The sequence below is a fragment of the Arthrobacter sp. M4 genome (genome assembly GCF_020251205.1).
Classification (GTDB): Bacteria; Actinomycetota; Actinomycetes; order Actinomycetales; family Micrococcaceae; genus Arthrobacter.
In genome coordinates this window covers 187,636-201,155 of sequence record NZ_JAIWYX010000004.1, presented here as the reverse complement: position 1 = coordinate 201,155, position 13,520 = coordinate 187,636, and the positions used below count along the sequence as shown (strand labels likewise).

Below are 13,520 nucleotides of genomic sequence, written 5' to 3'. Positions count from 1 at the left end.
GCAGCGGCGATTTCCTTGCACATCATATTCGATGCAAATGACGTGACTTGACACCGCTACCGATTCGGTTTCGTAATCCGAGTTATCGCTAACAGGAATGTAGGGGCGGAGCGTCGGCGTGGGCGAACGCGGGCCTAGGATGAAATGGATGACCACCACTCGCCAAGCCACCACGTTCAGCCTCCGAAGCATCGCGATTCCCGCCTTTGGCCCGGCGCTGCTGTTCTGTATTGGTGAAGGCGCCATTTTGCCGGTGGTGGCACTGTCCGCCAAGGACCTGGGCGCATCCGTGGCCGTCTCCGCGCTGATCGTGACTCTGATCGGCTTGGGCTCCTGGTTCTTCAACCTGCCGGCATCGCTCATCACCCTCAAGTTCGGCGAACGTTGGTCCATCGTCGGCGCGGCAGCGGCCAGCGCCGTCGCTTTGACGGCGGCAGGGCTCGCCTGGGTGGTCCCGCACGGGGTGTGGTTGCTGGCTGCAGCGATGGCCGTCGTCGGGATGTCCGCCAGCGTCTTCAGCCTCGCCAGGCAGAAGTACCTCACCGAGGCGGTCCCCATTGAGTACCGCGCCCGAGCGCTCTCCACACTGGGCGGCGTAACGCGCATCGGCGTGTTCATCGGCCCTTTCATAGGCGCCGCCGTTATGCAATTTGCCGGGATTGGCGGGGCCTATTGGGTGGGTGTGGCCGGGATGGCCGCGGCCGCGCTTCTTTCGCTGACCATCCCGGATCTTGTGGTCCTGGACACAAACGACGACGGCGACAGCACCCAGGTGCCGACGCTCCGTGGCGTCGCCGGCTCGCACGCGGGAATCTTCATGACTGTGGGCGCCGGGATCCTTTTGCTCAGCGCACTGCGTGCCTCGCGGCAGGTGGTGATTCCGTTGTGGGCAGACCATCTGGGACTCGATGCCACCGGAGCAGCACTGATCTACGGTCTGTCCGGAGCGATCGACATGCTGGTGTTCTACCCCGCCGGCAAGCTCATGGACCGCAAGGGCCGGCTGTGGGTGGCCATCCCGTCAACGGTGATTATGGGAATTTCGCTTGGCCTGATGCCGATGACCGCCGATTTTGTGGGGCTCCTGTTGGTCTCGTTGCTAATCGGCTTCGGCAATGGCATCAGCTCTGGACTCATCATGACGCTGGGGGCCGACTTTTCGCCTGACAGGGGCAGGGGACAGTTCCTGGGGATTTGGCGCTTCATAGCCGATGCCGGTGCAACGGGTGGACCGGTGCTGCTGTCCGGGCTGACGGCGGTCATGTCACTTGCCGCGGGTGTGTGGGCTACAGGATTGCTGGGTTTCGCCGCGGCGGTGGTATTCGCGATTGCGATTCCCAAGGCTAGGCATCGGCGGAACTACTGAGGCGAGCAGCCCGCGGGGTGAGCTCCGCCGTCGGGTCCTGCGGCCCGGGTGAGCGCCGCCATCGGGCCCTACCGCCCGGGTGAGCGCCGCCGTCGGGCTGCCAGGCCGAACAGCAGCGTCCCGGCCACGGTAAACAGATAGCCCGTGATCACTATCAGCGAGACGCCGGCCCAGAAGTAGCTGGTGGGGGTGTCCTGTGTGTCATAGTCGGCGGAGATCTGGAGCAGGGACACGATCCCGGTGATGGCTGCCACAACTCCAGCCAGCCCGGACAGCGCCACCCACCACCGGGAAGCAGCCCAGTGTTCGCCGTAGCCGTCCCATACATTCCAGCGGTTGCCCGTACGGAGCGTCAGCCAGCCTGCGGGCAGGGTAAACATTCCGACTACCAGGAACGCGGCTAGTACGTCGGCAGGGCGGTGCCATTGATTGATCAGTGTTGACACGCCGGCCGCCACAGCGAAAGTGCCGCCCAGGAAGCCCGCGAGTGGACGCCATCGGGGCGATACAACAAGGAACACGGCGGCTGCAGCAGATGCCGCCAGAGTGGTGTGGCCCGACGGCAGGGAGTTTAGATCCAGGGTCTGAACGCCGCGGAACGGCCTGTCCGGGAACCAGTCCTTCATTATTTGGCTGGCCAGGTTGGCGGCAACACAGGCGACTACCGCGATCCCCGCTGCTGCCCACCGCCTGCGCATGATGGTCACGAACAGTACAACCACCGTGGCAATGGCAAGCGAAATCGCCGGAAGCCAGTCCAGGAATTTGGTGGTGGCCTTGCCCGTCGGTCCATGGAAGTCGACGGCCTCCACCAGGGCTGATTCGTCGATGTATTGGCCTGTGGTGGTTCGAACAAAGAAGTAGTACGTGGCGGCCAGGGCCAGGATGCAGGCTGCAGTGGCTAGCAAGAACAGCGGGCCAGTCCCGGCTCCGGCTGGCCGAGGGGCCGGGTCCGGGGCGGCAGTGAGGTCCTTCGGCGGGTGTTGCGGGTGCCGGGAACCCTGCTCACGAAACATCATCGCTTTCAAGACTGCCACAAGTTTCTGCGAGCTCGCCGAGCGCAAAACGGACGCTGGATTGGATTCACATAAATGTGACGCTTGACACGTGTTAGGTAAGCGTTCTAAAGTTCCTAACACGTGTTAGGAAGGAAAAACCAACTATGCCCGGAAGCTATGGCAAGCTGCGCGACATCTCGCGCAGGACTGCCCTCAGCGCCCTGGGGGCAGGGATCATCGGGGCAACCGTGGCGTCGTGGCCGCGGCTGTCAGGAACCGACATCCCTGGCCGAGGGGACAACAGCCTGAGCATCGCCATCATGGGAACCGCGGCGGACGCAGCAGCCCGCCAGCGCGTTGTCGATGCGTTCGCAAGGGTCCACCCGGAAATCCGGATCAAGGTACAGGCGATCCAGGCCGTCGACTGGAAGGATTTCTTCACCAAGATCCTCACCATGGTCGCGGCCGGCACACCGCCGGACGTCGTATACGTCGCAACGGAAGGCGCCCAGCTCTTCGCCGAGAAGCTGGCCCACCCCCTTGACGAGTACCTCCGCCGCGACGCCGCGGACATGCGGGAGTACTTCAGCGACGTGCACCCCAGCCTCGTCGAAGCGTTCATGTACAAAGGCAGCCTGTACCAGCTCCCTATCGACTGGAACGCCGCCAACATGTATTACAACACCGCGGCGCTGCGGCAGGCAGGGCTCGACCGCCCCGCCGACGACTGGACCCATCTGGACTTCCGCGCCACCCTTGCTGCCATGCGCAAGGCGCGGCCCTCCGATTTCACTCCGTACTACTGGACCAACCGGCTCTTTGGCGGTGTGGTGCCGTGGCTTTACGCCAACGACACCAGCTTCCTCAAGGAAACCAAAGCCCCCGGCGGCACATGGTTGTGGGACACCTTCTACGCCTCCGACCCCTCCAAGTCCCTCCGTTCCGGCGGGTACCAGTGGTTGGAACCCAACGCCGACGACCCCAGGGTCTTCGAATCCTTCGATTACCTCCGCGGACTGGTGAAGGATGGACTGGGCGTCCGCCCCGAAGAAGGTGGCGGCAGCTCGCTGATCGGCCTGTTCGCCTCCAACCGCATAGGTACGACGCCGGCAGGCGGCTATTGGGTGCAGGGTCTCCATGAGGCGGGCATGGGAGAGAACGACTTCGACGTCCAGTTCTTCCCGCGCTGGCGCAGCCAGCGGCACCAGTTCGGCACGGCCGGCTACGCCATCATGAAGACCGCTAAAGACAAGGACGCCGCGTGGGAATGGGTCAAGTACACGGCCTCCCTGGACGCCATGCGCCTGGTGTTCCCGACCCCCAACACGACGCCGTCACGACGTTCCATGGTGAACGAGCAGCTCTACGCCAAGACCGGTCCTAAGCACTGGAAGGTCTTCTACGACACTCTGGACCGCTTCCCGACAACCGGCCCCATCCCGGCACCAGCCCAGCAGGCCGCCGTCGAGACAGCCCTGATGAAAAACGTATCCCTGGCCGTCAGCGGTGACGAGCGCCAGCTCAAACAAGCACTTGACTCCATGCAGCGCGACCTGGAGTTGGCCCTGAGGAGGCACGCATGACCGCGCAGACAACAGCTTTGCCAAGCAAGCGACGGCAAGCCGCTGGACCCGGCCACCCCGTCTCGATCCCCGGCAGGGAACGCCAGCGCTGGCTTCCCTGGGCATTCCTGGCCCCGACCATCCTTGGGATGGGGTTGTTCACCCTGCTACCCATCGTGGCGTCGGTGCTCTTGGCATTTTTCCGCTGGGACATCATTTCCGCGCCGCAATTTGTTGGCCTGGACAATTTCGTGGAGGCAGCGCAGGACCCCACAGTCCGCGTCTCCTTCGTGAATACCCTGGTGTTTGTGGCGCTCGCTGTGTCCCTGCAGCTGGGCCTGGCCCTGGCGCTCGCCATCCTGATCCAGGAAAGGCTCCCATCTTGGCTGCGGGTGTTCTTCCGCTCGGCGTTCTTCTTCCCGCTCATCCTGTCCGCGGCGTCGGTGTCCATCTTCATGCGCTACCTGTTCAACGAGCAGTTCGGCGTTGTGAACTGGCTGCTCTCACTGGTCGGCATCCCGGCGGTTCCGTGGCTGACTACGCCAACCGGTTCTGCCGCCGTCGTCATCCTTGTGTACGTGTGGCAGAACTTCGGGTTCTCCTTCCTCCTGTTCATCGGTGGCCTCGCCTCCATCCCTGTGGAGACCTATGAGGCGGCCTCACTCGACGGCGCCACCGGTTGGCGGAAGCACCTGCACGTGACACTGCCATTGCTGAGCCCCACAACCTTGGTGGCCTCCGTGATGGCGATCATCAACGCGCTCCAAGTGTTCGACCAGCCCTACGTCCTCACCCGCGGCGGTCCCGGCGACTCTACCCGCACAGCAGTCATGGTGATCTTTGAGTCCGCGTTCCAACGGCTGGAATTCGGACAGGCCTCCGCGATCGGCGTCATCCTGACCCTCATCATCATGGCCATCACGGCCGCGCAGTTCCGCCTCAGCAAGCGATTCGTCTTCTACCAGTAAGGCCACCGTTATGACCACCTTGTCAGAGCGCACCGCCGCGCCTGCTACCGTCACCCGCCGCAAGCTGGATTGGGGCATGGTTGCCCGGATCGTCCTGTTGGTGGTGGCAGCTGTCTTCATCCTTGGACCTGTGATGTGGACACTTTCAACATCCCTGCGGTCCGCCGCAGAGTCCTTCCAGTTGCCACCGCAGTTCCTGCCCCTTAACCCCGACTTCTCCTCCTACGGGCAGGTGTTCAAGCAGCTCAACATGATGATGCTGGTACTGAACAGCGCCCTCGTCACCGGGCTGATCGCCGTCGGGCAGATGATCACCGCAGCCCTGGCCGGTTACGCGTTCGCCAACCTGAAATTCCGGGGCAAGGGCGCGTTGTTCTCCATAGTGCTTGCCACCATGATGGTTCCGGCGCAGGTGACGATTGTTCCCGTCTTCATGCTCATCCGCGGCATGGGTCTGTCCGATACGCTCCTCGCGCTGATCCTCCCGGCCATCCCGACGGCGTTTGGCACCTTCCTGATGCGGCAGTACTTCCTGGGGCTGCCGGGTGAATTGGCCGAGGCCGCAGCAATCGACGGTGCCTCGCCGTGGCGGACCTTCCGCTCCGTGTATGCACCGCTCGCGATGCCTGGCCTGGCGATTGTTGGGATCCTGGCGTTCAACTTCCACTGGAACGAGTTTTTCCGCCCGCTGATCCTGACCATTTCCGAGCAGAACTTCACGCTGCCCCTGGGCCTCGTCTCGCTGCAGGGCAACCTCGGCACAGGAAGCATCTCCGTGGTTCTGGCTGGCGTGGTCCTGTCCATGATTCCGGCGCTGGTGGTCTTCATCTTTGGCCAGCGTGCCCTGCGCGACGGACTCACCGCCGGAGCAGGGAAGTAATCTTGACCTCTACCACCATCTCGTTCGACTCCGAGGTCCTGAAGGCGCCGGCGACCCTGCCGCCGTCGGACCTCACACCAAACTCCCTGGAAAGGAACCCCATGCTGCCCCCGGAACTGGCCCACGCCCCCTCCTCGACGCCTTTTGCGGCGACGGCGGCGAGCCACCCGGACCCGGCGTTCCCACACTTTCACCCGCGGCCGGCCAAGGGTTGGATCAACGACCCCAACGGCGTCAGCTTCATCAACGGCCGGTACCACGTGTTTTTCCAGTACAACCCTGAGTCGGCGCGCCACAACCACATCTGCTGGGGCCACGTTAGCTCGCCCGACCTGGTGCACTGGGACGAGCACCCGGTGGCCCTTCGGCCCCAGCCGGGCGGCCCGGATGAGTTTGGTTGCTGGTCGGGTGTAGTGACCGACGACGGCGGCACGCCCACCGCGGTCTACTCCGGCGTGCGCTCGGGTGGCGGGCACTCCCAAGTGACGCTCGCCCGCGGTTCGGCGGACCTGGTGACTTGGAAGCAGGACGGACATGTTGCAGCTTCGATGCCATCCGACGTTACAGCCGTCCGTGATCCCTTCATCTTCCGATTCAACGGCCGCCGTTATGCCATTCAGGGCGCCGGCTTGGCTTCGGGCCATGCCGCCGTGCTGCTGTATTCCGTGGACGACATTGAGGACTGGAAGTACGAGGGGATCTGGCTGACCACCGAGCATCCCGTGGCCGCGGAGTTCGCGTTGGCACAGATCTGGGAATGCCCCCAGCTGGTGCGGGTGCCTGCTTCGGGCGGGGGTGGTTCTGCCGGGGCCGGGACGCCTCCTAAGGGCGGGGCCGGGGCCGGGGGCGCGGGTTCCCCGGGCGCCGGGGCGGCTCCTGCGGGCGCGGGTTCCTCGGGCGCCGGGGCGGCTCCTGCGGGCGCGGGTTCCTCGGGCGCCGGGGCGGCTCCTGCGGGCGGGGCTTGGACCGCGGGCGCGGGTTCCTCGGGTGCAGAGGCGGCTCCTGCGGGCGGGGCCTGGGCCGCGGGCGCGGGTTCCTCGGGCGCCGGGGCGGCTCCTGCGGGCGGGGCTTGGGCCGCGGGCGCGGGTTCCTCGGGTGCAGAGGCGGCTCCTGCGGGCGGGGCTTGGACCGCGGGCGCGGGTTCCTCGGGCGCCGGGGCGGCTCCTGCGGGCGGGGCTTGGGCCGCGGGCGCGGGTTCCTCGGGCGCCGGGGCGGCTGTTTCTGGCGGCGCCGGGGCGGCCGTTTCTGGCGGTGCAGGGGCGGCCGTTTCTGGAACCGGTGAGGACACGTGGGTCATGATGTTTTCCCTGTGGGTGGAAGGTGACGAGCACGAGCACGCCAGCGGAGTGGGGCATCTTATTGGGGCGCTCCGGGAGGATTCCGCCACCGGTCTTCCCATGTTCATTCCCCGCGCCGGTGGACGTACCGACCGGGGGAGGGACTTCTACGCCCCGCAGGTGTTGGCGCTGGAGGACCGGGCGCTTCTCTGGGGGTGGGCGAACGAGGGCTTTGGCCGCGACGGCCGGAGGCCTCGGACTCAGGACCAGATCGATGCTGCGGGTTGGGCCGGCGTACTGACGTTTCCTCGGGAACTTTCCGTGGTGGATGACGCCCTGGTGGTAGCCCCGGCACGGGAACTCGATGCCTATAGGGACCGCGGACTGGCCAAGGCGCGCGGTGGCACAGTGGTGCTGCCGTCCGCCGCCGAAGCCGTGGTGACTCCGGGCAACAGCATCGCCGCCGACACTGGTGAAGTGCGTTTGGTGCTCGTCAAGACCGGCGGAAACGGTGGTTATTCCGGCTCTGCCTCCGCACGAGCCAAGGGTTCTGCGGGAGCTGGCGGTTCTCGAGGAGTTGGTGGTTCGGAGAGCGCTCCCGGTTCTCAACGAGCTGGTGGTTCGGAGAGCGCTCCTGGTACAGAGGAAGCCGCAGATTTCCGGGAATCCGGGCGCCAAGTGGTTTTCTCCGAATCCCTTGCCGCGGATGCGTCACTGAGGATCTTCGTGGACGCGTCGGTGGTGGAGGTGTACCGGGCCAACGGGGTTGCAACGACCATCCGCGCCTACCCGATGCCGGATGAGGAATGGCACCTGGAATTGCCGGGCCGGGCTCACGCTGAGGTCTGGGCCCTGGGGTTGCCGGAGTAGTCCTGCGTTTTAATTTCCCCAGGTTTGGACGGCGAAACGGCGTGTTGGAATTCCGGATCCGCGGGTTTCCCGGCTAGGAGGATTTCAAACCTGGGGAATTTCCGCGTGCAGGATTTCTGAGCCTCGGTGAATTAGCGGGAGCCGGGGACGGGACCGGTGGAATCGCGGACCACCAGTCGGCAGGGAACCATCGTCTCCGTCGGCTCCAAACGGCGCCTGCCGCCGTCGGGGTTTTCGACGGCGTCCAGCAGCCGCGTCATGGCCGTCGCCCCCATCTCGCGAAGCGGGAGGGCCATAGTGGTGAGGGCCGGCACCATGGTGTTTGCAACCCTGTATTCGTCGTCGTAACCCATGACCGAGAGATCGCGGGGTACCACCAGGCCCAGACGACTTGCAGCTAGCACCACTCCCACGGCCAAGCGGTCGTTGGCGCACAGGATGGCGGTGGGCCGCTCGGCCGGGGGGACGCCGTCGAGCAGTTTCATAGCCGCATGGAAGCCGGTTTCAATATCCCAGCCGACCATCTGGATCCGGTCTTCACGGATGGCAACCCCGGCAGCAGCTATGGCGTCCCGGTACCCTTGGATGCGCAGCGGACTTGCTGGCGATTCGTCGCTGCCAGCTAGGTAAGCGATGTCGCGGTGTCCCAGGCCCAATAGATGCTGGGACGCTTCGCGGCCACCAGTCACTTCGTCCGGGATGACATGCGGCAATGCTGGGGCCGGGGCGTTGTCGTAGCAATTGGCCAGGACTGCGGGGACGTTCAGCATGCCGGGCGGGACGTCGAAGGGCTTGAGGCCTACCGTTACGTGGATGAGCCCATCGACTTGCCGGTCCAGCAGGGTCTTGACGGCGTCGGCGTCCCTGCCGGCGTCGAACGCGGTGTCCATGACGACGGTGACAAACCCACGGCTTCGGGCCACTTCGTCGGCACCACCGATGATGTTGCCGTCGAAGGGGCTGACCACTACGTCATCGCACACGATGCCGATGACGCGCGTTCGCTGGTTGCGGAGGCTCAAAGCGATGGCGTTGGGGGAGTAGTTGAGTTCGGCGGCGGCCTGGCGGATGCGGTCTTGGCTTTCCTTGGCCACATTCCCTTCTCCGCGGCCATTGAGGACAAGCGACACGGCGCTTCGGGACACGCCAGCACGTTTGGCGACATCTAAAGCCGTGGCTTTGCGCTGCATCCAACGGTCCTTCCCGTGCATGGCGGGCCGGGATGGTTTCCCGGTCCATCAGCAGTCTACCTAACGCGTGTGAGGACCGTGGGGAATTGAGGCCGCGAAGCAGACCCGGGCGGATGGGCCGCTACTGCTGATATGTCGAAATGATTGAGGAGAACATGGCCGTCATCTTGACGCTGGTGACGATGGCGCTCAGCACTACAACGCCGATCAGCACCCAGATCGGAACCAGCCCGCGGTTCTTGGCCACCTTATGCACGATGATTGAGCGTCCAACTATGTAGACGGTGGCGTTGAGGAAGGACCATGCCCAGTGGAAGGGACGGACAACACCATCCCTCTCAAGCTTCTGGTAGTCCAGGAAGGCAAGCAGTACAGATCCACCGTAGACAAGGAAGCTAGACAGGAGAAGCAGGAAATACACCGGTGATAGCCATGATGCCGGGTCGAGTGTGGGCGTACTGCGTGGTCCGATGTAGATCACGCGGAACGTCGGATTCCAAAAGAGAAACAGCACAATGGAGACGAGGGGGAGGAACACTAGGGTCCAGATGAAGGGGTTGTAGACGGGTGTCTCGTCTTTGATCTCAGGCCGGGGCGGGAGCGGTTGCCGATAGGGCGCGGCGTACGGACTGGGTGCGTAGGGGCCCGGTTGGCCCGGTGCGTCCAGGCCCGGTTGGCCCGGTGCGAACGGGCCCGGTTGGCCCGGTGCGAACGGGCCCGGTTGGGCAGGTGGGTACGGGCCCGGTTGGGTCGGTGCGTACGGGCCCGGTTGGGCAGGTGGGTACGGGCCCGGTTGGGCCGGCCCGCTTTGGTAGCCGGGAACGGAAGCGTAAGGCCCCGGCTGGGGCGGGGCGCCAAAGTTGTCCGTCCAGGCGTGGCCATCCCACCAGCGGGCCCGCCCGCTGCCTGCTGGATCCTGATACCACCCAGCTGGCGGTGGAGTCGGTCCGGGTGATTGCGACATTGTGTCACCTCAACAATCCTTGGCGTGAAATGCCATGGTGGCTGTTTGCCTCAAGTGTGCGCGGGCAGTATCTTCGCGGCAAGATCCTTCTGGGTCACTTTTCTGCTGCGTGTTTCCACATAGCGACGATCGCTTGAGGGTCCTGCAGCCAGCCCCCAGTAGATTGAATTTATGCCTGCCGACTCGAGCCCCATGGATACGGCCTTTTCGTCCCAACCTCTCCCGCCCATCGAGGAATTACTCGCCCGGGCCTACGTTGTGTCCCTGCCCATGAGGGTCAAATTCCGCGGGATCTTGGAACGTGAAACGCTCCTGCTTCGCGGTCCATTCGGCTGGGCGGAATTTGGGCCGTTCACTGAGTACGGTGAGGCGGAGGCCTCACGGTGGCTGGCGTCCGCGATCGAAGCGGGCTGGCACGGTTATCCTCAGCCATTGAGGGACAGGATCCCCGTCAACGCCACCGTGCCAGCCGTTCCCGCAGACCAGGTTCCCCAGGTCCTTGGCCGATTCGGGCGCGTGGATGCGGTCAAGGTAAAGGTCGCGGAAAAGGGTCAAACGCTGGACGACGACGTTCAACGTGTCGTTGCCGTCCGGGATGCCCTTCCAGACGCGGGCATACGAGTTGACGCCAATGGCGGCTGGGACGTTCACCAGGCGGTCAGCGCCCTTAGCAAGTTGTCTGCCGTCGGGCTTGAATACGCGGAACAGCCCGTGCCGGATATCGACGGTCTGGCCGAGGTTCGGCGAAGGCTCCGGGACAAAGCAGTTCCAGTACCCATTGCCGCGGACGAGAGCGTGCGCAAGGAAGCGGATCCGCTTCGTGTCGCACTGGCCGGTGCCGCCGACCTGATCGTCGTGAAGGTGGCTCCGCTCGGCGGTGTCCGCCGGGCGTTGAATATCGTCGCCCAGGCTGGGCTCCCGGCGGTTGTCAGTTCTGCCCTGGACACCTCGGTCGGCATCCGTGCGGGACTCGCCTTGGCCGCGGCGCTGCCGGAGTTGCCCTACGCCTGCGGCTTGGGAACAGTGCGGCTCTTCGCCTCGGACATCGTCACGGATCCGCTAGTGCCCGACGACGGCGCCATCACCGTGCGGGATGTAGCGCCTGACGCTGAACTGCTTGAGCGGTACGCCGCAGGGGAGGAGCGGAAGCAGTGGTGGCTGGACCGCCTCCGCAGCGTCTACGCCTACCTTCAGACGAGTTCACCTGCGCGTAACCAGAGTTTCCTCTCAGATTAGGGAGGCACTGACAGGGTGGGCCTGACCCATGATCACTTCTTGGAGGCTATTCATGTCTGAAAGCACGGTCCGCAAACTGAATCTCCTGCCGATGTTCGGCCATACGAAGGGCAAGCGCAGCCCCATCACTTGTGCGCTCAAGTGCGACAATGCGTGCTCGGGCGACGTCTGCAACACCAGCTCCAACAGCTACTTCCGGGACATAGCTTCCGCTGCTGTTTCCCGCCGGGCGGCCCTTGGACTCGGCGCCGCCGGTGCGCTCGCCGTAGTACTCGGCGGAAACCTTGGCGGCGCCCAGCCTGCTTCCGCTGCTGGAACCGAGGCGGGCCTGTCCGCCGCCGCAAAGATCGGCCTCCAGAAATCCAAGCTGTCCTTCACCGCCATCAAGCCGGTGGATGCCGCCGTAGACAAATTCACGGTGCCTGCAGGCTTTACCTGGCAGCCCATCATCAGGTGGGGTGACTCCCTCTTCGCGGACTCGCCGGCATTCGACATCAACAACCAGACCGCAGCTGCGCAGGCACGCCAGTTCGGTTATAACAACGACTACACGGACATCCTGCCCGTCCCGGGTTCCAAGGACCGCCGTGCCCTCCTCTTCACCAACCACGAGTACACCAACGAAGGCATCATGTTCCCGGCTACCCTTCCGGCGGCAGAGGTTCGGGCCATCGGACGTGCGGCTCACGGCCTCACCGTCGTCGAATTGGAGCGCCAAAACAAGAACAAGCCTTGGACGTACGTCAAGGGTGCACCGCTGAACCGCCGCTACCTGACAGACACGGTCTACGAACTGACCGGCCCCGCCGCCGGCAGCGAGCTGGTCAAGACGATTGACGACCCGGCTGGACGCTGGATCAAGGGCACCCTGGGCAACTGCTCGGGCGGCACCACGCCTTGGGGAACCATCCTGTCCGGCGAAGAGAACTTCAACGGCTACTTTGTGTCTGCCGGAACGTCTTCAAGCGACAAGCGGTACGGTCTCACCTCCAAGCCCACCTCCCGCCAGTGGGAACTCGACGAACAGCGCTTCGACACCCGCAATGCCGGCTACGCCAACGAGACCAACCGCTTTGGCTGGGTCATCGAGGTGGACCCCTTCGACCCGAGTTCGACGCCGAAGAAGCGCTCCGCAATGGGCCGTTTCAAGCACGAGGGTGCCAATGTGATCGTGGCCGAATCGGGACACGTTGTGGCATACATGGGCGACGACGAGCGTTTCGACTACCTTTACAAGTTCGTCTCCAAGCAGAAGTACCAGCCTGGCGACACCGCCGCCGCCCGCCGCCACAACATGGACCTTCTGTCCGAAGGCAATCTGTATGTGGCCAAGTTCACCGGCAACTCGCCCGCGGCCGAGATCGACGGCACGGGCAAGGTCCCGGCAGACGGTGCCTTCGACGGTACAGGTGAATGGCTGCCGCTGGTTGTGGACGGAGCTTCCGCGGTGGCGGGCATGACCGTGGCCGAGGTTCTGGTCTACACCCGTCTCGCTGCGGACAAAGTTGGCCCCACCAAGATGGACCGTTGCGAGGACGTCCAGCCGAGCCTGCACAGCGGCAAGGTCTACGTTGTGTGCACCAACAACTCCGACCGCGGCAAGCCGGGCAAGGAAGGCGCCACCGAGGTCAATCCGCGCACGCTCAACCGCGACGGACACATCGTAGAGATCACCGAAACCGGCGACCAGACGTCCACAGTGTTCAACTGGAACCTGCTGATGGTCTGTGGCGACCCTGCGCAGGGCGACGTTACTTACTTCTCTGGGTACCCGGTGGACAAGGTGTCGCCGATCTCCTGCCCGGACAACGTTGCTTTCGACTCTGTCGGTAACCTGTGGATCTCCACCGACGGTGCGCCCTCCGGCATCGGCTACAACGACGGCCTGTTCAAGGTGACCCTTGAGGGCGAGGAGCGCGGAAAGGTGGAGCAGTTCCTGTCCGTGCCTCGCGATGCCGAGACCTGTGGTCCCGTGATCCACGACGAGGAGCGCACCGTGTTCGTCGCCGTCCAGCACCCGGGTGAAGAAGGCACGTTCGACGCACCGCACTCGTACTTCCCGGACTACGTCCAGGCCGGTGTAACACCCGCCGCTGGCCAGGTCCGTGCACCACGTCCGTCGATCGTCCAGGTGTTCCGCACCGACAGCTAGCCAGCAATCCTCAGAGAGAAGGCCTGGAACGCCCGCCTACCCACCCAGGGTAGGCGG

The 13,520-nt window shown here is 64.5% G+C and carries 10 protein-coding genes and 1 pseudogene; 7 read left to right on the top strand and 4 right to left on the bottom strand.

The window, feature by feature from the left end:
* The first annotated feature begins 148 nt into the window (after window positions 1–148).
* Window positions 149–1,366, top strand: coding sequence for an MFS transporter (locus LD110_RS09400; RefSeq protein WP_225498535.1), 1,218 nt, complete (start codon window positions 149–151; stop codon window positions 1,364–1,366).
* Between the two features lie 68 nt (window positions 1,367–1,434).
* Here the strand turns inward: LD110_RS09400 and LD110_RS09395 are convergent, their stop codons facing one another.
* Window positions 1,435–2,403: a phosphatase PAP2 family protein gene (locus tag LD110_RS09395; protein ID WP_225498534.1), complete on the bottom strand. Its 969-nt coding sequence runs from the start codon at window positions 2,401–2,403 to the stop codon at window positions 1,435–1,437.
* Window positions 2,404–2,528: 125 nt separating this feature from the next.
* Between LD110_RS09395 and LD110_RS09390 the strand changes: the two genes are divergently transcribed.
* From LD110_RS09390 to LD110_RS09375, 4 genes are read left to right on the top strand one after another with little or no spacing between them, the layout of a single operon-like run.
* Window positions 2,529–3,947, top strand: coding sequence for an extracellular solute-binding protein (locus tag LD110_RS09390; RefSeq protein ID WP_225498533.1), 1,419 nt, complete (start codon window positions 2,529–2,531; stop codon window positions 3,945–3,947).
* The gene (locus LD110_RS09385) at window positions 3,944–4,894 is read left to right on the top strand and encodes a carbohydrate ABC transporter permease (RefSeq protein WP_225498532.1); all 951 of its coding nucleotides are present in this window, start codon (window positions 3,944–3,946) and stop codon (window positions 4,892–4,894) included. Before LD110_RS09390 ends, LD110_RS09385 begins: the two co-directional genes overlap by 4 nt.
* A gap of 10 nt (window positions 4,895–4,904) precedes the next feature.
* The gene (locus LD110_RS09380; protein ID WP_225498531.1) at window positions 4,905–5,774 is read left to right on the top strand and encodes a carbohydrate ABC transporter permease; all 870 of its coding nucleotides are present in this window, start codon (window positions 4,905–4,907) and stop codon (window positions 5,772–5,774) included.
* Between the two features lie 2 nt (window positions 5,775–5,776).
* Window positions 5,777–7,921: a glycoside hydrolase family 32 protein gene (locus LD110_RS09375; RefSeq protein ID WP_225498530.1), complete on the top strand. Its 2,145-nt coding sequence runs from the start codon at window positions 5,777–5,779 to the stop codon at window positions 7,919–7,921.
* 131 nt (window positions 7,922–8,052) lie between these two features.
* Here the strand turns inward: LD110_RS09375 and LD110_RS09370 are convergent, their stop codons facing one another.
* The 3 genes and pseudogenes from LD110_RS09370 to LD110_RS24050 all read right to left on the bottom strand — a co-directional run.
* Window positions 8,053–9,111, bottom strand: coding sequence for a LacI family DNA-binding transcriptional regulator (locus LD110_RS09370; RefSeq protein WP_225498529.1), 1,059 nt, complete (start codon window positions 9,109–9,111; stop codon window positions 8,053–8,055).
* A 121-nt stretch (window positions 9,112–9,232) separates the two neighbouring features.
* Window positions 9,233–9,649: a DUF2510 domain-containing protein gene (locus LD110_RS09365; protein WP_225498528.1), complete on the bottom strand. Its 417-nt coding sequence runs from the start codon at window positions 9,647–9,649 to the stop codon at window positions 9,233–9,235.
* Between the two features lie 306 nt (window positions 9,650–9,955).
* Window positions 9,956–10,075, bottom strand: a pseudogene (locus tag LD110_RS24050) (DUF2510 domain-containing protein); the annotation flags it as partial.
* A gap of 171 nt (window positions 10,076–10,246) precedes the next feature.
* On the opposite strand from LD110_RS24050, the gene LD110_RS09350 reads away from it, so the two are divergent.
* Together LD110_RS09350 and LD110_RS09345 are read left to right on the top strand one after the other, a co-directional pair.
* Window positions 10,247–11,311: an o-succinylbenzoate synthase gene (locus tag LD110_RS09350; protein ID WP_225498527.1), complete on the top strand. Its 1,065-nt coding sequence runs from the start codon at window positions 10,247–10,249 to the stop codon at window positions 11,309–11,311.
* 52 nt (window positions 11,312–11,363) lie between these two features.
* Window positions 11,364–13,463 (top strand): PhoX family phosphatase, encoded by a 2,100-nt coding sequence (locus tag LD110_RS09345; protein ID WP_225498526.1) that lies wholly within the window; start codon window positions 11,364–11,366, stop codon window positions 13,461–13,463.
* Window positions 13,464–13,520 lie beyond the last annotated feature (57 nt).